Origin of the sequence: Halorubrum laminariae, from assembly GCF_024494655.1 — an archaeon.
Taxonomy (GTDB): Archaea; Halobacteriota; Halobacteria; order Halobacteriales; family Haloferacaceae; genus Halorubrum; species Halorubrum laminariae.
In genome coordinates this window covers 1-18,179 of sequence record NZ_JANHDL010000020.1, presented here as the reverse complement: position 1 = coordinate 18,179, position 18,179 = coordinate 1, and the positions used below count along the sequence as shown (strand labels likewise).

General features: G+C 57.6%; 16 protein-coding genes and 3 pseudogenes. 7 read left to right on the top strand and 12 right to left on the bottom strand.

The window, feature by feature from the left end; genetic code table 11:
* Positions 1 to 69: 69 nt before the first annotated feature.
* Entirely contained in the window at positions 70 to 1,233 is a 1,164-nt protein-coding gene (locus NO887_RS17315) for a Fic family protein (protein ID WP_256419427.1), read from the bottom strand.
* A 155-nt stretch (positions 1,234 to 1,388) separates the two neighbouring features.
* Positions 1,389 to 2,180 carry an IclR family transcriptional regulator gene (locus NO887_RS17310; RefSeq protein WP_256419426.1) on the bottom strand — a complete coding sequence of 264 codons (792 nt, stop codon included), beginning with the start codon at positions 2,178 to 2,180 and terminating at the stop codon, positions 1,389 to 1,391.
* Positions 2,181 to 2,454: 274 nt separating this feature from the next.
* Between NO887_RS17310 and NO887_RS17305 the strand changes: the two genes are divergently transcribed.
* From NO887_RS17305 to NO887_RS17285, 5 genes and pseudogenes are all read left to right on the top strand, one after another.
* Positions 2,455 to 3,567 (top strand): amidohydrolase family protein, encoded by a 1,113-nt coding sequence (locus NO887_RS17305; protein WP_256419425.1) that lies wholly within the window; start codon positions 2,455 to 2,457, stop codon positions 3,565 to 3,567.
* Positions 3,568 to 3,569: 2 nt separating this feature from the next.
* The gene (locus NO887_RS17300; RefSeq protein ID WP_256419424.1) at positions 3,570 to 3,953 is read left to right on the top strand and encodes a Rieske (2Fe-2S) protein; all 384 of its coding nucleotides are present in this window, start codon (positions 3,570 to 3,572) and stop codon (positions 3,951 to 3,953) included.
* 59 nt (positions 3,954 to 4,012) lie between these two features.
* Complete coding sequence (locus NO887_RS17295; RefSeq protein WP_256419423.1) at positions 4,013 to 4,447, top strand: hypothetical protein; 435 nt, start codon at positions 4,013 to 4,015, stop codon at positions 4,445 to 4,447.
* Between the two features lie 394 nt (positions 4,448 to 4,841).
* Positions 4,842 to 5,600: a hypothetical protein gene (locus tag NO887_RS17290; protein WP_256419422.1), complete on the top strand. Its 759-nt coding sequence runs from the start codon at positions 4,842 to 4,844 to the stop codon at positions 5,598 to 5,600.
* A gap of 162 nt (positions 5,601 to 5,762) precedes the next feature.
* Positions 5,763 to 7,603: pseudogene (locus NO887_RS17285) on the top strand (SLC13 family permease).
* 360 nt (positions 7,604 to 7,963) lie between these two features.
* On the opposite strand, the gene NO887_RS17280 reads toward NO887_RS17285, so the two are convergent.
* From NO887_RS17280 to NO887_RS17270, 3 genes are all read right to left on the bottom strand, one after another.
* Positions 7,964 to 8,446 carry a hypothetical protein gene (locus tag NO887_RS17280; protein WP_256419421.1) on the bottom strand — a complete coding sequence of 161 codons (483 nt, stop codon included), beginning with the start codon at positions 8,444 to 8,446 and terminating at the stop codon, positions 7,964 to 7,966.
* Between the two features lie 132 nt (positions 8,447 to 8,578).
* Entirely contained in the window at positions 8,579 to 10,045 is a 1,467-nt protein-coding gene (locus tag NO887_RS17275; RefSeq protein ID WP_256419420.1) for an MATE family efflux transporter, read from the bottom strand.
* Positions 10,042 to 10,632 carry a TetR/AcrR family transcriptional regulator gene (locus tag NO887_RS17270; RefSeq protein WP_256419419.1) on the bottom strand — a complete coding sequence of 197 codons (591 nt, stop codon included), beginning with the start codon at positions 10,630 to 10,632 and terminating at the stop codon, positions 10,042 to 10,044. The genes NO887_RS17275 and NO887_RS17270 overlap by 4 nt, the downstream gene beginning before the upstream one ends.
* 119 nt (positions 10,633 to 10,751) lie before the next feature.
* Here NO887_RS17270 and NO887_RS17265 point away from each other — a divergent pair, with 119 nt between their 5' ends.
* Positions 10,752 to 10,967 (top strand): transposase, encoded by a 216-nt coding sequence (locus tag NO887_RS17265; protein WP_256419418.1) that lies wholly within the window; start codon positions 10,752 to 10,754, stop codon positions 10,965 to 10,967.
* Here NO887_RS17265 and NO887_RS17260 read toward each other — a convergent pair.
* Both NO887_RS17260 and NO887_RS17255 read right to left on the bottom strand, forming a co-directional pair.
* A complete protein-coding gene (locus NO887_RS17260) occupies positions 10,964 to 11,509 on the bottom strand; it encodes a DUF7342 family protein (protein ID WP_256419417.1) in 546 nt (181 codons plus the stop codon). The genes NO887_RS17265 and NO887_RS17260 overlap by 4 nt on opposite strands.
* 22 nt (positions 11,510 to 11,531) lie before the next feature.
* Positions 11,532 to 12,275: pseudogene (locus tag NO887_RS17255) on the bottom strand (RNA-guided endonuclease InsQ/TnpB family protein); the annotation flags it as partial.
* 856 nt (positions 12,276 to 13,131) lie between these two features.
* On the opposite strand from NO887_RS17255, the gene NO887_RS17250 reads away from it, so the two are divergent.
* Complete coding sequence (locus tag NO887_RS17250) at positions 13,132 to 15,405, top strand: phospholipase D-like domain-containing protein (RefSeq protein WP_256419416.1); 2,274 nt, start codon at positions 13,132 to 13,134, stop codon at positions 15,403 to 15,405.
* Between the two features lie 13 nt (positions 15,406 to 15,418).
* Here NO887_RS17250 and NO887_RS17245 read toward each other — a convergent pair whose 3' ends face one another.
* The 5 genes and pseudogenes from NO887_RS17245 to NO887_RS17225 form a co-directional block, all read right to left on the bottom strand.
* The gene (locus tag NO887_RS17245) at positions 15,419 to 15,733 is read right to left on the bottom strand and encodes a type II toxin-antitoxin system PemK/MazF family toxin (protein ID WP_256419438.1); all 315 of its coding nucleotides are present in this window, start codon (positions 15,731 to 15,733) and stop codon (positions 15,419 to 15,421) included.
* A gap of 74 nt (positions 15,734 to 15,807) precedes the next feature.
* Positions 15,808 to 16,374 (bottom strand): DUF8130 domain-containing protein, encoded by a 567-nt coding sequence (locus NO887_RS17240; protein WP_256419415.1) that lies wholly within the window; start codon positions 16,372 to 16,374, stop codon positions 15,808 to 15,810.
* Positions 16,371 to 17,126 carry an ABC transporter ATP-binding protein gene (locus NO887_RS17235; protein WP_256419414.1) on the bottom strand — a complete coding sequence of 252 codons (756 nt, stop codon included), beginning with the start codon at positions 17,124 to 17,126 and terminating at the stop codon, positions 16,371 to 16,373. The genes NO887_RS17240 and NO887_RS17235 overlap by 4 nt, the downstream gene beginning before the upstream one ends.
* Positions 17,123 to 18,004, bottom strand: coding sequence for an ABC transporter permease (locus tag NO887_RS17230; RefSeq protein ID WP_303652365.1), 882 nt, complete (start codon positions 18,002 to 18,004; stop codon positions 17,123 to 17,125). The genes NO887_RS17235 and NO887_RS17230 overlap by 4 nt, the downstream gene beginning before the upstream one ends.
* A 56-nt stretch (positions 18,005 to 18,060) precedes the next feature.
* Positions 18,061 to 18,179, bottom strand: a pseudogene (locus NO887_RS17225) (IS6 family transposase); the annotation flags it as partial.

Genomic DNA, 18,179 nt, shown 5'->3' with positions numbered 1-18,179 from the left:
ATTAAGAAACAACGGGTATGATCTGTATCCGCCAACTCGCTCAAACAGGCCGCACACTACTTCACTCCGTCAATTCGTAGTAGCAGTTGGCCGCTCTAGGATATCGAAAATATCGACTGCCTTGTACTCTCGGTTGCGCTGTTGGCCAGTCACTTCAACTACCAAGCCCTCTGCTTCGACTTCTTCGATCGCATTGTAGACAGTCTGTTGACTCACATTGAATTGTTGCGTGATATCGTTCGCAGTGAAGTACGGAAGCTCGAATAAGTTTCGTGCGAGTTTGTGACTCGTCTTTTGATTTGGATACCGCTCTTCGTACTCTCGGCGCAGTTCGATCAGTTTGAACGTCCGCTCGTAGGAATCTCGGGCTTGTTCTTCAATGCCTTTGATAAAGAACGCAATCCAGTCACGCCAGGTACCCTCTTCACTGACCGCTCGCATCTTTTCAACGTACTCCTGCTTATTCCGATTAAAATACGCGCTCGGATACAGATACGGATCAGACAGATAGCCGGCTTCATGCAGTTGCAACACGATCAAGATGCGTCCGAGTCGCCCGTTGCCATCTGAGCAGGGATGGATTGTCTCGAACTGGTAGTGAATGATCGCCAAGTCGACTAACGGGTGATACTCACCTCCCATCTGAATGTACGCCTCAAGAGACTCCATTAATTCTGGGACGCTGGTAGCTGGTGGTGGAACGAACGGGGACTGACTTCGACGTGGTGACGGAATGTGAACGTCGCTATCTCGCCACCCTCCGACAACATCACCTTCATTCCGAACCCCTTCAAGCAGTGTATCATGTAGTGATTTGAGTAATGGTAATGAGATCGACTCACCACGTCTAATCGCATCAAATCCGTCTCTGAGAGCTTGTTCGGCGTTAAGAACTTCTTGTAGGTCACGGCTTACACTCCCAGTGTTGCCGGACTTGCCTCGTGTGTGATACGCGTATACTTCGTCCATCTCGACGTCTGCACCTTCGATTTCGGCGGTTTCGACGGCTTCGAGTCTGAGAAGCGATGTGTACAATACGGGTGAGAAATCGACTGTGGGACTGATTCCATCGATGCGTCCGAGCTGAAACGTTGCGTCCGATATTGTCGCTGTGAGCTCATCATCGATCTCGATCGGGGATGAGACGGGCAGCTTCTCTGGAATGTAGTAGGGATGAGGATGTGACTCCCGGTAGTGTCCTGGTGCTTCTGGGGGTAGATCTCGAGTTCTCATTTTGAATTAGATCGCGTCTAGCGCGACTTAATCATGTTGGTTATAAACCAATTTGAATAATGGGCCTCACTCGACCGAGTTCGTCTGATGACGTTCTTGGGAGAAATTGACCTCCTCCCGCGCCTAAAGTCGCGGGTATGCGCTTGCACTATGTATCACGAATGGGCGAGGTTCAACTCGACCTCGTTCACGACGCTTCGGACGAGATCCGGGAGTTCCCGCTCCAATCGCTCGCCAGTGAGGCGGTGTGTCGGTCCCGCGACAGCCAGCGCACCGAGGACGCCACCGTCGGGTCCCGTAACAGGAACGGCCACCGATCGGAGCCCTTCGGTGCTCTCCTCGCTATTGAACGCGACGCCACGGTCCCTGATATCCGCAAGCTCGTCGAACAGAGCTGCTTCGTCGTTGATGGTCTGTGGTGTCGCCGCTGGGAGGCCATAACGGTCGACGATCTCGCGAACCCACTGGTCGGAGTAGCGTGAGAGGATCGCCTTTCCCGCGGCCGTCTGGTGCATATGGAAATGACGGCCCTCTCGACCCCGAGAATAGACACCGCCGTGACTGACTTCACGGTGGAGGACGACCGCGTGGCCGCGCTCTTCGACGGCGAACTGGGCGCTCTCTCCCGTCTCCGCCGCGAGATCGCGGAGTTTATGTTTAATTTCCGTCGACCCAGAATACTGTTCGCGAACGTGTGCGCCCAGGTCGAGATACCGGAGCCCAAGCTGGTACTCCTCATTCTCTTTCACTACGCAACCATGTTTCATCAGTGACCGGAGGTGCTTGTGGACTGAACTCTTCGAGAGCCCCGTCTTCTCGGCGAGTTCGGTCACACCCATCCCGTCAGACTCGCGGAGGGCCGTAACGATAGCGAACGACGTGTCGATACTTTGTATCGTCGATCCTCTTGACTCAGGGCTGGTACCGCCTGGTTTCCACTCCTCCATCAGACAATACAGTGTATGGCACTCACAAAATGCTTTCGCCAATACGAAACAGATCTGAATATCATTTCACGAAAGTGCTCACGTTCTTCAACGAGCCCCCGTTACTTTTCGTTCGCCCTTGGCTGCTCGGATCGGTGTGTGTCCCAGGCACGTTCCCTCTCTCGGCGATCGATGAAGTGAGAACGTTCACAGGGGCGTTAGAAACCCTCTAAGACGTGTTCCGTCGTCGTGAATTGCCCCGGTGTATATACGTGCAATCGACCATGTGGTTCGTATGAGTTCCACCACGGAACGGCGAATCCGGTCGATTGACGACTTGGAGGTTATCGTCGACACCGACTTCCACCTGACTGAGCGGCAAGAAGACATCCTCCCGTACCTCGAGAGCCCGTTCGACGAGCTGTTGAACAGCCAGCAGGGTGACGACTACGGGTACCTCGGCCGCGTCTACCCCGCCCATGGGATGGTGTACTCGGTGACAATCGGGAAAGCCGACTCCGAAACCGTCCGTACCAAAGAGGACATCCAAACGGGGAGGGACCTCGTGGAGTGGGACAAAGCGATAATCACGCCCACGCAGAACCTCTATCTTGGGGGAGTTCACCACGACGACCTCGCCGCTGCGCTTGCGACGGCATATAACAACTGGCTCCTCGACGAGATTGTCGACCCCGACGACGGCCTGTACGGGGCTGCTCTCGTCGCCCCGCAGAAGCCACAGAAGGCGGCCGAAGAGGTCGAACGCCGCGCCGACGAGGATGGCATCGCGGCGGTGATGATTCCGAGCGGATCGGTCGATCCGCTCCTCGGCCACGAGTCCTACTACCCACTTTACGACGCGTGCGAACGGGCTGGACTACCGATCAAGATGCATAATGCCGCCGGAACGATGATGACACGGTTCCCGTCGACGTGGCAGGCGATGGATCGGGCGCTTCCCGTTCATGCGACCTCGCACAACATGATGCACCAGACGAACTTGGCGGACATGTTGACTCGGGGTGTTCCCGAACGGTTCCCCGATCTAACATTCGTCATCCAAGAGTCGGGGCTCGGCTGGTACCCGTACTTCATGCGGCGGTTCGATCACGACTATATGGGTGCGAAGTGGGACGCGCCGATGCTCGAGAAACGCCCCAGTGAGTACCTCAAAGATCAGTTCTACGTGACGAGTCAGCCCGTCGAAGGGCTGGACGACCCGGCGTACCTCACGGAGACGATTCGGCACTTCGAGGGCGAGAACAGTCTGATGTTCTCCTCAGACTATCCGCACTTCGACTTCGACAACACCGGAGAGCTACTGAAGATGCTCCGTTCGGAGTTCTCCAGCGAGGAGATACAGAACATCTACGGTAAGACCGCAGAGCGGGTGTACGCTTTCGACTGACGATGAGTGAACCCACACAACCTGACCCAGACTGGGACGATCTACACCATGTTATCGCAGCCGAGGACATCGCCGACGGTGAGCGCATCATCGTCGAGGTCTCGGGACGAGAGATAGCCGTCTTCAACTCGAACGGCGAACTCCACGCGCTGTCGAACTACTGTACACATCAAGGGGGACCGGCCTGTGAGGGCCTGCTGGGCGGAACCCTCGATGTCGACGAGGACGACGAACTCGTCTGGGCGTATGAAGACGAGATCGTCGCGTGCCCGTGGCACGGGTGGGAGTTCGACATCACCGACGGCACTCACACGGCGAGCAACGATTACCGGTTGCCGACGTACGATGTCCACGTTCGGGACGGCGAAGTCTACGTTGAGCTGTAGTTCCTCCGTTTCGAAACAAGATGTGCCCGCCACAGCTAACCAGACCCTTCGTACAATGAATGTCTCGACACAGCGAGGAACAACCACTACGGGACAACATTGAACCGCCGGAGTTGCTTGACGGGGACGATCCGTACGCGAATGTCGACATCAATCGCCTACCAGATTGGTGGCGTGACGCAGTCGTGGAGTTCAGAGAGCACGACCTCCCCCCGTATCAACCACCACGGCTTGTGGACGGCACGCTCGTCCCGCCGCTTGCTGACGAACTAGAGACGGCCTACGGCGTCGAGATACAGCTGATGGGTCTTGACGTTGCCCACGGCGATGCGTGGGAGATTCAGGTTGACGGCGATGTCGTTGCTACCGTCGATCGGGAGCGAACGTCGGACGGTTATACACGATACGAGATGACGAGCGAGAGGTTCATCAAGATCGTGGAAGGGAAGGTGAGGACGTCCCCGAACAGTTCGTCCCTGGGAGACCGTGGATGACCGCCACTGCGAGTACAGGATCCGCTTGGAACCGGTGCCACCGCACAGCCGTGAAGGAACCGCTCGGGGACGAGCCCCCGTCCGGACGCCCGACGCGCGGAGGCACATCTATTTTTGAGCAGCGAGAGAATCCCGCCGTTCACACCGGGCGAGGATGTCACTGGTGGAGTTCCTCGGCCGGGCTCCATCTCCGTGCTGATCCGCTCGGGACGCCGACAGCTGGATCGGCGGCTCTGTTGAAATCCTCTTCTTTACACAGATTCTCACCTGAAACACCCGGTCACTGAGAGCTGCGAACTCATCGCTGTGGTTGCCACCAGTTTCAGGTGGCGTCTTGAATTGGTAATGGGGAGTGACAGAAGATTTTCACCGACTGAGAGGAGGACATACGGCTATGAATATTCCGCCCGCCATCGAGGAATCGAATCGCTTGACCGTCCACCGCCTGACTCGGATCGCCGTGGCGTTGGCCCTCATCGGTCTCATTTTCTCTTATCCAGGAGCCATCTCGTCGCCGTACAGCGATACGGGACTTGACGGATACTACGATAATCAGATAGTCGAACGAGCTAACGATATTGAATCGATTGAACACTCTGCGGTTACGGACGAAACGACCGTCTACCAATATGATAAGCTGTCTCCCGTTGCCAAGGAGGTGTTCGACAAGACACGGTCTGCTGCGGACGACTCATTTACGATAGTTCTCTGCCACGAGTGGACACTTACCTGCGATGAGTACTACGAGTCCGATGTCCCCGACGAATTTCAGTACGGTGCCGTGGGGCACAACGTCGATGAACACGAGCTGTATACCGTGGTCGAAGACGAGGGAGAAGCATATGTTCTTCAAACGGGGGCCCTGGGGCACGCAGACGGGTGGGACCTGTCAGACCTCCCGCTGGTGATCAGTAGCTCCTTGATGGTGTTATTGGTCTCGGGAGTCCTCGTACACAATACGATTAAACCCCCGGAGCAGAGCGGTAACGGCTTCGCTGCTTGGGATATCGGTGCCGCCTTTCTGATCGGGACCTTTGCTCTCGCCGTTCCCTATCTCCATATGTGGGACATCCTCTCAGTGTCTTGGTCTCGTCGGTTGATAACGGGAGCCGTCGCTCTCGGTGTTCCGGCGTACTATCTCGGACTCAGGTAGTCGATGTCTCGCTGACCTTCCGCCATGGGGCACCGCCCACCTGTATTGGTCGCAACCAGATCAGACTGTGTCATCTGATGAGGATTTCAACAGAGCCGGCTGAACCGAACAGATGTGTCCGATCATGGGAACAGTGAAGGCATCAACACGAGTCGTCCCGGTATGCCTATCGTCGAGGTGTCGGGCGCTGCCGTTGTCTTCATGCTCATCCTCGCCGTGCTGGTGGCGTTCATCACCGAGATCGTCCCCACCGACGTGACCGCGATCAGCGTCGTCGCCGCCCTTGTCATTCTCGAACCATGGACCGGTGTCGGCGCTCGGGCGGCGATTTCGGGGTTTGCGAACCCCGCGACGGTCACCATCATCGCGATGTACATGCTTAGTGCGGGCGTCCAGAACACCGGCGTCGTCGAACGGCTCGGCGTGTACCTTGCCGAGTTCACTGGCGGACGCGACTTCCGTGCGCTTGTCGCCACCGTCTGTACGACCGGTCCCATCGCGGGGTTCGTGAACAACACGCCCGTCGTCGCCGTCTTCATCCCGATGGTTACCGACCTTGCCGAAAAGTCGGGATGAGCCCTTCGAAGCTCCTGCTGCCGCTGTCGTATGCCGCCATCCTTGGTGGGACGCTCACGCTCATCGGCACGTCGACGAACATCCTCGCCAGCGACTTTGCACGCCTCCTGATCGACGGTCGCGACGGGATCGGGATGTTCGAGTTCACGGGGCTCGGTGCCATCCTCCTAATCGTCGGAACCGCGTACCTGTTGACCGTCGGCTGGCGACTCACTCCTGCCCGCGTTCCTGCAGACAGCGATCCGGTTGCGGAGTTCGATCTCGACGACTACCTCACCCACCTGTACGTTCGCCCGGCGTCGCCCGCAGTCGGGCAATCCGTTGAGGCGTTCGACGATTCCCACTCGGACGTCCGAATCCTGCAGATCCGACGCGACGGCGAGGCGTACGCTGGCCCACACTCTGACCGAGTCATCCAGGCGGGCGATGGCGTGATCGTGCATGGCCCCATGCACGCAGTCACCCAGTTTCGTGAGGCGGCGATGCTCGGACGGCGACCTCGCGAGACCGTGACCCAGGAGACGTTCGAGTCGGCGGCGACTGACGGCATGCTCGCGAAGGCGGTCGTTCCGGACCAGTCGCCGTTCGTCGGTGACACTATCTCTGCAACCGGGTTGCACGAGTACCACGAGACGAGCGTGCTTGCGCTCCGTCGCGGTGGCGATCTGTACCGGACAGCGCTCGGCGAGCGTACGCTGCAGGCGGGCGATTTGCTGGTGGTCCGGACGACGCCGGCGGCCGTCCGGTATTTCACGGACACTGGCAGTCTTGTCGTCGCGGACGAGCGTGCGCTCGATCGGCTGGCTGACGCGGACATTGACGACGTCGCACCACTATCGCCGAAGACACCCATTGCGGTTGGTGTCCTCGTCAGTGTGGTGGCACTCGCCGCACTCAATGTCCTTCCGATCGTTATCGCGGCGCTGGCCGGCGTCGTAGCGATGGTTGTCACCGGGTGTTTAACCACGACTGATGCCTACGACGCCGTCTCGTGGAACGTGATCTTCCTCTTGGCGGGGGTGATTCCGCTCGGGATCGCGTTAGAGTCGACCGGCGGGGCGGCCCTCGTCTCGGACTTTCTCGTTGCGACAGACAGTGTCCTCCCGACCGTGGGCGTCATGTTCGTTCTGTATCTGGTTGCTGGTGTGCTCGCGAGCGTCATCACGCCGGTGGCGACGGTCGTGTTGATGATCCCGGTTGGCGTCAACGCGGCCGCCCAGCTTGGTGCGAACGAGTTCGCGTTCCTGTTGGCGGTGATGTTCGCGTCGGCGACGTCGTTTATGACACCAGTCGGCTACCAGACGAACCTCATGGTGTATGGCCCCGGTGGCTACGAATTCACCGACTTCCTGCGAGTGGGCGGCCCGCTCCAACTACTCCTTGCCGTCGTCGCGACAGCAGGGATCGCCGTCATCTGGGGCGTCTAGTTGAAACCTGTGACTGCATACGCGCTTTCAGGTACGGGAGTGGTCGATGAAACGGGTGGATAGTGTCTAGACGGAGTCGCACGAAATACTCAAGCCAAAAAGTATTCACCGGGTGGCGCTGGTCGGTGTGTTGGGGACAGTTGGTCCCTGACAGAGGTGGCAGACATCCCCTGCCTGCCTGCATGCGACCACCTCTGTGCCCCCTTGCCATCCGTTAGCTCGCGGTGTCGGCTACCAACGTAATTCTGGCTCACTGGCTACGATCTGCGCGATTTCCTCTTACAGCAGATTAGTTTTGTTGAAATCCTCAGCACGTGACACGTTCTGATCCGGTTGCGGTCAATACAGGCTGTTCAGTAATCAAGCCGACCGCATACGCGTCGCCATCCATCTGATGACGGACCCCGCAACGTAGCCGGTTGTTCCGACGATGACCGCAAGCGCCAGCCCAAAATTAACACTTGTTTCGAGTCCTCCAAGTAATTCGGCGCGGGCAGACCCGTATGCGAACCCCAGCATTCTCGGCGAGGTGTACCGGCCTGCTCCCATCCACTCACCAGAGAGATACCCGACGAGTGGTGGAAAGGCGTACCCCCAGAGGCTAATCAGCCAGAGTGTACCGACAGTTGGGACTAAGCCCGCACCGAAAATCCCCGCAATGACGGCAGTTCCCGGAACAATCACAAGCCAGCCCCAGAACTCATAGAGGCGAACATTCACACCAAGGAGGAACGCGACAGACGCGAGACCCAAGAGACTGACAACAGAACCGATAACAGCCCAACGAGGGAGACGGTCACCGACGAGGTGCCTCCGGATCCGACCACCGTCGGTATGTTCCATACCGGTTGTTTTCCTACCGTATTGTTAGTTGTTCGGCCGAGTAAGCATCTTCAGCAACCGGCTGGTTCAGTCGATAATATATCTGAAGAAGGATGTCAACAGAGCCAGCAGATTCGATCTGGCCAAGATCGCTCAGTCGTCGACCGCTTGCACCTCAACCTCATCGTCGAACCCCGATCTTTCTTGGCCGTCCTGCCTACGGACATCACCGTCACGCCACGTCCCTCGCCGGAACCACGACCACGCGATGATCGCACCGGCGATGTTTGAAATGAAGAATGCAATCCAAATACCGCGGACACCGAATACCGCATCAGCGAACGGCAGAGGTAAGCGATACTGAGACGCGATGTACGCAATTGGGAGCCGAAGACCGGCGAGAGTGAGAATAGAAATTGCAGCAGCGACAAGCGTCTTGCCCGCACCTCGGAATCCACCGGTGAAAGCTCGCATAATTCCGATAAAGCCGAAGGACAACGCCACGTATCGGAGGAAGGTCGCGCCTTCAGCGACGACAGCTGGATCATTCGTGAACACGGCAACGATGGGCTGTGGTAGGAAGAAGATCACCACGCCCATCAGTGCGAGAATGGCGAACAGGCCCTTCGCGGCGACGTAGTTCGCCTGTTCGGCGCGATCGTATTTTCCCGCCCCGATATTCTGCCCGCTCATTGTTTCAACTCCGCGTGCCACGGCGATCGCGGGTAGGAAAATCACCGAGAAGACCCGAGTTCCAATACCGAACGCCGCGACGACGGTCGTTGAAAATAGCCCGACAACAATGAGTAGGGCGTTGATAGAGAGCGCCCGACCGGTCCCTTCGATGCTAGCCGGGACGCCGATTTTCAAGATTTTCTTGAGGTATTGAAAATCGGGAACAAGATCTGTGAGGTGAATCTGGATCCCCCTGCTCCCCGACAGCATGATGGCTACTCCAACGACCATCGCGATGCTTCGCGAAAAGACCGTGGCCACGGCTGCGCCTTGGATACCTAGCTCGGGGACAGCAACGGGTCCAACGTCCCACCCGTTAATCAGGAATGGATCGAGGATGACGTTGATGATCACCGTTCCTAACATGACGAGCATTGGTGTGATGGTGTCACCAGCTCCTCTCATGAGCGAAATGAACACGAAGAAGCCGAACATGAAGGGCAAGCCGAGTGCGATCACCTGCATGTAGGCCGTCGCTCCCGGGAGCACATCCGGTGAGGCCCCGAGAAATCGTAGAAATGGACGAACAAGCGGGTAGCCGGCCAGTCCTAATAGTACAGACCCCCCGAATGCGAAGGCCACTGTCTGTGAGGCTGCGTACTCGGCCTGCGCTGTTTCGCCAGCTCCGGTATGTTGTGCGACGAGGACGCTCCCTGCGACTGACAGACCCATCCCGAGCGAGATCAATAAAAACACCATCGGGAATCCGAAGGAGATTGCTGCCAGCGCGTCTGTCGAGTACTGGCCCAACCAGAACGTATCTGCAAGGTTGTAGGCGGTCTGCAGAAGGTTCGTAATGACGATTGGCAGCGACAGGTACACCAGCGGCTTGAGTATCTCGCCGTCGGTGAGGTTCAGCTCTTCTTGCCCCTTGAACAGATTCACGCTGTCACCCCCCGACTTGGCGTCCACCCGATGTACCGTGCCAGCGTTCGCTCAACAGCTTCTCGTGTTCGGTCAGGTTCCTCACCGAGTGCCACCATTCGGACGTGAGAGCCATTGATGATCGTTGCGACAACGTACGCAACCGTTTCTGGATCTACCTCGTCAAAGTATCCAGCTTCGATGCCATCACGCACGGCTGTCTCGACGACATCACGCACCGCGTCGTCGAGTTCGATGAACCGTTCACGGAAGAGGTCGTGGTGGGGTGCCTGCGCTTTGAGCTCCATCAGTGCGACCGGGAAGTCGTCGTTCTCAGACGATGGCTTCTCAAAAACGGCATCAAGGAACTCACTCAACCGCTCGCGGGGATCACGAGCCTTGCACGCGACTCGTGACTCAAACCGCTCTAGCAGGTCGTCGAGAAACGCGTTCAATAACTCCTCTTTCGTGTCGAAGTGGTAGTGGATTGCTGCAGATGTTACTGATGACTCATCAGCAATTCGTTGCATGGTGAGATCAGCGTAGCCGTACTCACAAAGCGCACGGCCAGTCGCTTCCATAATCTCAGTAGTGCTCTCAGAACCCATGTTACGAGAGCTTACTAACTAGTCAGTTAAGGGAATTTTGGTTTTGTGGATCTGTTGAGCGGTATTTAGGACCCAAGGCGGCTAGTTCACAATTTTTTGGATCCAAGCCGCGCCGAAACATGGCTCATGATCTCCCAGACAAGTACGTCTGCGAGTCGTGCGGTGCGACGATGAACGCGGACGTGAATGGTGCGGTAAATATTCGCAGAAAGATAACTCAGAATCCTCCGACGGAGGATATGGGTAACGGTCGTTTGGCACGGCCAGCAGCCTACCTGTTCAATCAAACCTCGGGGCGTTTTGCACCGAGCGAACAGGTTGGTTGCAAATCTTAATATCCCAACTCTCGGGAATCCTCGCCCTTTGGGGCGGGGTGGATGTCAAATTGCTCGTAGTCTCTGATTGCATCCTCAACGATAGAGAGCCGGTACAGTAAGAGTTCCCAGTCACTCGCTGCCTTTCGGATCTCACTCGTCTCGGCCGCACTCTCTGACTCTGCTGCAAGCTTTCGAAGAGCATTCGGGGAGTCTACCCCGTACTCTTCGCTCAGTTCCTCGATCTCTACTTGGAGGTCAGCCTTCAGCTCAATAAGGCCATCTCGATCGTGTTCGTCCAACAGATCTCGGAGGGCTTGCAGCCGAACATGGAGTGGATCTGGCGAATAGAGCGCTGTGCCGCCCAACTTACTTTTCAACAGTACGTTCAGTTCTACAAGTCGCTCCAAGTGGTTACGTGCGGTGTTTTCAGCGACGTGAGCTTCCTCTGCAATGTATGAGACGGGTTTTGGTTCCGACACACTCCGGGCGATAGACTGGACCCTATCGAACGCGCTCGTATGTTCTATCCACGCCTCAAGTCCGTCTGTCGTCTCAGTCATGGCTACTGTGAACTACCCTCCCCTACTCCTTGAGGGTGGGGCTTCCTGCTTCCACGACGCGCTTTGCAGACACCGAATTGGTGTCCGTAGGGAGCGCAGTCTCCACAGGTGTTGATTCGGAGCGTCCCGCTCCTAACCGTTCATGATACCGCGAGAAAGAATGTTCCACGCTGCGTTCGCGTCTCTATCCGCCTCAAACCCACACGCCGGACACGAGTGTTCGCGCACCCACAGCGGCTTGTCCGTCGAAACACCGCAGGACGCGCATTCCTTGGTCGTTCCTGCCAGGTCTACGGCGACGAAGTGCGTGCCTTCGCGCTCGCATTTGTATTTGAGCATCCGGAGAAACATCCCCCACGCCGCTCCTGCCCGGTTCCGTGAGTTGCCCGGCAGTTTCGACCAGTCCGGCGGCGTCCAAGTCCTCTACAGCCACAAGGTCGTATTCTCGGGCATAGTAGTTCGACAACTTGTGGAGGAAGTCGCGGCGCTTGTTCTTCAACTCGGCGTGACGTTCGGCCACGACTCGACGCTGTTTCTCCCAATTCGTAGACCCGTGTTCCTTCCGCGAGAGGTCGCTTTGTGCGCGTTCCAAACGTTCGCGGTCGTTGGACAGGTCGAGGGATTCGACGGCGGTTCCGTCTGTGTCGTGAGCGTACTTGAGAATCCCCACGTCGATACCGATGCACTTCTCAGGATTCTCCGGTTTCTCCGGCGGGTCGTCTGGGATCTCGACGCCGAGGACAGCGTACCACTTTCCGGTGGGTTCCCCGGTACGCTGGATGTCAAAGCGGACGTTCTCGTGATGACCGGAACGAATGGGCCGGAATTCCTTCGCGAGAGCTCTCGTGACGTTCATGAAGTGCTTCTCACAGCCGGCTCGTCGAGTTCGACGGAGTCAGCATGGGGTAGCGCGGAGCCTTCTTCCTCAACGAGCGCCAAAGGCGCGAGTAGGGAGGAGAGGAAGCGCGTTCGCATAGGTTTAACACCCCTGCGACGAATCCCCGTGGTACTGCTCTCCCGGCACAAGTCCGGGTGAGGAGGAGCCACCAGTAAACTGGCTCCTGTGGTGCGATTCCAACGCACCCTACACTCGGGAACGACGACCGCGAACGGTTCAACTCCGTCCCCATTTTGGGGTAGAGTGTGAGAACACCGGGAATTAAACCGGCGGACAATCCTCGTCGTCGGTCGGAGTGGGAGGCATCAACAATGCGCCCACGCCGACGGCAGGACGGTAATAGGAAGCCGGGCCGCGTCCATGCACGAGGTCGCGAGGCACAATGTCGTTGCGCCAAAGCCCCGTCCTCAAGGAGTGACCGACCGCCGCAAGGCTAGAGGGAGCGAGTATGGCGGGGTAGTTTACTCACAGCGGTCCAACCGAAGCCCCACAACGGATCACAGCGGAAGTTGGGGCATTCCTCCGTGAGTGACATCCTCCTCGCCGTAAACGGGGGGGTTCTATTCTCGTTGAAGGATAGGCTTCACAGCATTCCTCGATGACTGGCCGCTTCCAGCGCCGTAGGGTATGCGTCGCTGCCGATGTATCTCTGAGTGTCGACAGCGTAGGCTCCACTACCGCTCCACGGTACGGTTTTAATTCGTGTTAGACCGCTGCTGTGTGTATGGACGAACTGACAGCGAACATCTCGTTTGATAGGTTCGCGGATATGCCGGAGTTCTACGGATCCGGTGCTGCGGAATACCGCTTGGCGATGGTGAAAGAGCGGGCTGACTTTCTCGATTTGTTCGCCGGCGCTCGTCACGTAGATGCCGTGACGTACGCGGAGACGCCCGATCTGATGGTGAAGATGCTGACCGAGTACGACATCGGCTCACTTGACGTGCTCATCGGGAACGCCGAAGACTACGCCGACCAAGTGAGCGAAGTCTCGACGGCGAGGTCGCTCGTCCGACTGCGACAGGACGATCGACTTACGATTCGGTTGAAGAACCGGAAGACTGTCCACTCAAAGATTTACCGAATCGTGATGCCAGACGACACGGTGAAGCTCGTCCAAGGATCGGCTAACCTCTCGCGGAACTCTTGGGAGTACCATACGAACCAGATCTCCGTCATCACGACCGATGTCGGGACCGAACTGGACGAGGAGTTCGAGCGGTTCATCGACGAGTACCGAGAGGGGTACAGCGACCAGACGCTCCTCGAAGGGCTCGTTGAGGCACTGGAGGATGCCGATTCACCGGAAGAGCGGGAGAACCGCATCGAGTACTGGGTTGGTGCCGGCGATCTCGACGTGAGCGATACTGCTGCTCTGAATCAGGACGCGGTTGAGGACCTGAAAGATGTCGCCGATCAGGCCACGGCCGTCGTTGACGACCCAGAGGAAGCTAACGAGACGGTTGCGTTCGTCGAAGAACCTGAGAACGCCGACCGCAACGTCGTGGAGCCGGGCGAGCCAACGGAAGAAGGCGATTCGACCACCGTGGCGGACGACGACGAGGCACCGGACGTCGGGCTCGTCGAATCGGATCACGAAACAGGGTTGACGGACGGGCTCGACCGTCCGCGGGTCCGTGCGCCCGACGAGAAGATACGAATGGGAACCAGCAAGGTAGACAAGGACACCGCCGACGAGTTCGGGGCCGGGCTCCGTGACCACGGCGCAACCGTCGAGGATCACAGCATCACCGCGCCGCTGAGCGCGTACAACAACCAGGTGAAGGAGTCGACGGCTATCCCGACAATGTCGATCCTTCCGGAAGCCGAGCAGGTCGTGATCGGTGAGGACGACGAGATGATTCTTGTCGCCACCGACGAGCCGACCCCTGAAGTTCTGGATCACTGCCTCGAAACTATTGAAGACTACATCGAGACCGTCCAGAACCACGGCCACACGCAGTCCGAGACCGCAGTAATGGCACAGATGTACGAGGCGTTCCTCTACGGGTTCTGGGCCCCGTTCGCCAACCAGTACGCCGAGGCATTGTCATCACCGTCACGGACGCTGGACAACGTCCTGCAGCACCTCTACATCGAAGGGAAAAGCGATGCGGGGAAAGACAAACTCACCGAATACATCCTGCGACTCGTCTCCGACAACACGGTCATCTCCGGTGTGGACGCAGACGATGTCGGCGTCAAAGAGGTCCGCGGCGTTCGCGAATGGGATACGTGCTTCCCATACGCTATCATCGACGCGGAGAAAGAGAAGATTCAGCGGTGGAGCCCAATCCGAAACTACTGGGGTGACTGGACACCCACCAGCGTCGATCAGCCGTGCCTCGTCTTCACGACTAACGATGCGCTCCCGAAATCCGAGTTCCGGAACCGGATGAAAATCCTGAGCATGGATGTCTCCTTCCCCTCCAACCCGGAGGATCCGGGCTTCCGTGAAGCACAAAAAGACCTCTCGGAGGTACTGGAACGACAGAACCCGATATTCAGCTACGTGGCCCGCCGAATGCTCACGGAACAACCATGGACTGACGGAAACGGCACGATCGAAGATGTCCGCCGTATTGTCCGCGAATTCTACGACGAAGCTGGTCGAGAGCAACCCGAGTACTTTCCCGCTGACGAGCCGGCCGAGAAGACGTACGACACGGGTCGGTTGAAGTGGCAGCGGGATATCCAAGGCGGCCGTGTCACGTTTGAGTCGGAACCGAATGCTATCACAGCAGACTTCGACCGCGAAGAGTACGAGGTGTACGACTACGAGAAGCGCCTCCCCAAACGGTTCATGTCCGAGAAATCATCAACGAGCGTCTACATCGGCGCACCTGAGGAATTCGCCGAGTGGATCGGGTATTCCGTCACCGAACTCCTGAACGGCGCGGCCGAAACTGGCACGGGCACCAATCAATCAGCCACCACAGAGAATACGTCGGATACGGACGACTCAGGTGGGTTCTTTTCTCGGTTGTTCGGAGGCTAAGGGAACTTTTCGCTCAGATGCCGAGGCTATCTTTGATTGCCGAGTTAATTTTCACCAGATCTGATGATGGGACAGATCCAATGTTCTTTGCCACACGTTCATTGACGTCGACAACCCGGATTTGACTGAGATTTGCCACAGAATCGTGATCGAGGATGGTATCCGAAGCCAGTACTTCCACCTCGAACGGGTACGTGTCTCCAGACGTGTACTGCGTTGTGAATGGAGCGATAATCGTCGTCGGTGAGTACTGCTTCCCAACATCGTTCTGGATGACAACACAGGACCGGCTCTTTCCGTGCTGCTCACTCCCTTTCGTGGGATTCAGAATAGCCTATCTGAAAGTAGGCTAATTTCAGATTGTCTATTAGATCTTGAGTATTTCAACAGGACCGGCAACTGTCATTTTTTCTCGATACTGAGGCGGATCTGGTACTCAAGCGGTTTCCAGTCGTCATCCCTCGAATACCGTGAGACCCGTTTATCGAACTTCTCCACGATGTAGTGCGTCCCTGCGCTTGGGAGGTCGTCACCACGAAGTTCGTATCGTCTGGTGACACTCTCACCGGCATTGAGCGGCCGGGTTATCGGCGTCCCATCCAACGACAGCGACGATCCACCACGGTCGACTTCTACGCGGGCGGTTGTTTCGTATGATGGAGAGAACAGGGTCGTCTCCCACGTATCTTCGCTAGGCGTCGGCGACGGGGCGAGTGCGAGGACGCCGAAGGGCCAGACGCCGTAGCTACGGATTCGAATCTGGTCGTCGGCCGTGTTTTCTAGCGTGAGCGTGAGTGCGGCCGGACGTTCGATCGTGGCGTCAGTGTCCACGAGGCGTACGGACACTGAGAACGGGTCCGGAGACGCCTCGATAGCTGTGTTGGCGATTCGATATTCAGTATCACCGAGACACCCTGAGAGACCAGCGATGGACAGGGTACTCGCTGTCACGAACGTTCGGCGCTTCATCGCGGCTCACCCTCGTCGCCGACGCGGGTATCGGTGAGTTCGACGAACACATCTTCCACCGTCGCGTCGTCGGGAGATGTAGTCCGATTTCTGAGTTCATCGAGCGTTCCCTCGGCAACTAATTGTCCCTCGTGAAGGACACCGATCCGGTCACAGACCAGTTCGACCTGCCCGAGAACGTGACTGGAGAAGAACACGGTTGCGCCACGCTGAGTCTCTTCGTGGACGATTTCCCGCACCCGTCGGACACCGTGTGGATCGAGTCCGCCGAACGGTTCGTCCAAGATGAGCAGTTCGGGGTCGCCGACGAGCGCCATCGCTAGCGCCAACCGTTGCTCCATTCCACTGGAGAAGTCACCCGCGTCGTCGTCGACGGCGTCCCCAAGTCCAACCCGTTCGAGGAGTACCGCCGGATCCTCGTCGACGCGTTTCGTCTCTGTAACGAACGCGACGTGCTGACGTGCGGATCGATCGTCATAGAGGCCGAATCGATCTGGGAGGACCCCGACTCGGTCGTGAACCTTGACGATGTCACGCCGTGGATCGTGTCCGAGGACGCGGACCGTTCCCGAAGTCGGTCGCAGATAGTCGAGCAACAGTCCGATCGTCGTCGATTTGCCGGCACCGTTCGGACCGAGAAATCCGTATGTTTCCCCGTGCTTGACGGTCAGGTCAAGGCTGTCGACGGCACGAACATCCCCGTACTCCTTAGTCACCGCGCTGGCTTCGATTGCGGGTTCTGACGTGCTCATAGCGCGTCACCTCTGGTGAAGACACGGCGAGCGAGAGCCATCGGCACCACCACCCAAATAAGTAGGACAACCAGACTTAGTGAGGGATGGAGGTACCATGGACTGCCGCCGTCGAAGGCTGCTTCGACGACGAAGGCGTTCACAGAGACACCTGGTGCGAGTTTGGTGTACACAATGTGAAACAGCTCGGTCGAGTTGCCGACGTTGAGAAACCAGTTCGTTAGGACGTTGTACGCGCCATCGGGAGTCAACCGAAGTGCGAGAAAGAGCGGCCCACTCGCCGGCGCATCGTATGGGTCGACCGGAATACCGGTGACGGCAGTATAGAGCGACGTGACGATCTGACTCCAAAACAGCGTCACCAATACGTACACGAATACTCCTGTGGCGGCAGTCACGGTTCGTCGAGTGACCGTCGAGACGCACACGCCGAGGGCGACCATCGCGCTGGCGAGTAGCAGCGTCGCGACGAGTGTTCCGAGGAAGGGAAGCAAACCGAATGTACCGTGTTCGAGCAAGCCGATGCCAGCGAGAACAAGGGTTGCTGCGACGATCGCCGTCCCGACACCCACGAACCGTCCAGCTATCTTCCCGAAAAGAATCTGCGTCCGTGTTAGTGGCAGTCCAAGGAGGAACTTGATACTGCCCGTAGTTCGCTCACCGAGGAGTGACTGATACGATAGAAGGAGAGCACCGATCGGGAGCAACAGATCGACGCCGATCTGAATGTATCCAATGGTGATATTTTGTCCGACTGCGTCCCACCCGGCATAGGTCGGGCGGAACCCCCAAAGGACGACGAGGAGAGCGAGTATCCACGCTCCCTTCGAGGTGAGCACTGTCCGGTATTCACTATGTGCAAGCGGGGACCACCGCATGGATGGGGAGACAAAGCCCTCTCGCAAAAGATTTGTCGTTGGGCGGGGGGTAGTGTTCAGATAAGCTGATTCCATGCGAAAGCGAACGATCTGAGCCACTCGTCAGCAGTTTCTGCGTCGGCGTTGCTGAAACAGTTTGAGAAACAGGTAGTTCGACGTTTTATCTCACGAAACA

What these genes read in the sequence shown, in the direction of transcription:
- NO887_RS17315 (WP_256419427.1), bottom strand. Translation starts at nt 1,233, where the DNA reads ATGAGAACTCGAGATCTACCCCCAGAAGCACCAGGACACTACCGGGAG.
- NO887_RS17310 (WP_256419426.1), bottom strand. Translation starts at nt 2,180, where the DNA reads ATGGAGGAGTGGAAACCAGGCGGTACCAGCCCTGAGTCAAGAGGATCG.
- NO887_RS17305 (WP_256419425.1), top strand. Translation starts at nt 2,455, where the DNA reads ATGAGTTCCACCACGGAACGGCGAATCCGGTCGATTGACGACTTGGAG.
- NO887_RS17300 (WP_256419424.1), top strand. Translation starts at nt 3,570, where the DNA reads ATGAGTGAACCCACACAACCTGACCCAGACTGGGACGATCTACACCAT.
- NO887_RS17295 (WP_256419423.1), top strand. Translation starts at nt 4,013, where the DNA reads ATGTCTCGACACAGCGAGGAACAACCACTACGGGACAACATTGAACCG.
- NO887_RS17290 (WP_256419422.1), top strand. Translation starts at nt 4,842, where the DNA reads ATGAATATTCCGCCCGCCATCGAGGAATCGAATCGCTTGACCGTCCAC.
- NO887_RS17280 (WP_256419421.1), bottom strand. Translation starts at nt 8,446, where the DNA reads ATGGAACATACCGACGGTGGTCGGATCCGGAGGCACCTCGTCGGTGAC.
- NO887_RS17270 (WP_256419419.1), bottom strand. Translation starts at nt 10,632, where the DNA reads ATGGGTTCTGAGAGCACTACTGAGATTATGGAAGCGACTGGCCGTGCG.
- NO887_RS17265 (WP_256419418.1), top strand. Translation starts at nt 10,752, where the DNA reads ATGGCTCATGATCTCCCAGACAAGTACGTCTGCGAGTCGTGCGGTGCG.
- NO887_RS17260 (WP_256419417.1), bottom strand. Translation starts at nt 11,509, where the DNA reads ATGACTGAGACGACAGACGGACTTGAGGCGTGGATAGAACATACGAGC.
- NO887_RS17250 (WP_256419416.1), top strand. Translation starts at nt 13,132, where the DNA reads ATGGACGAACTGACAGCGAACATCTCGTTTGATAGGTTCGCGGATATG.
- NO887_RS17240 (WP_256419415.1), bottom strand. Translation starts at nt 16,374, where the DNA reads ATGAAGCGCCGAACGTTCGTGACAGCGAGTACCCTGTCCATCGCTGGT.
- NO887_RS17235 (WP_256419414.1), bottom strand. Translation starts at nt 17,126, where the DNA reads ATGAGCACGTCAGAACCCGCAATCGAAGCCAGCGCGGTGACTAAGGAG.
- NO887_RS17230 (WP_303652365.1), bottom strand. Translation starts at nt 18,004, where the DNA reads ATGCGGTGGTCCCCGCTTGCACATAGTGAATACCGGACAGTGCTCACC.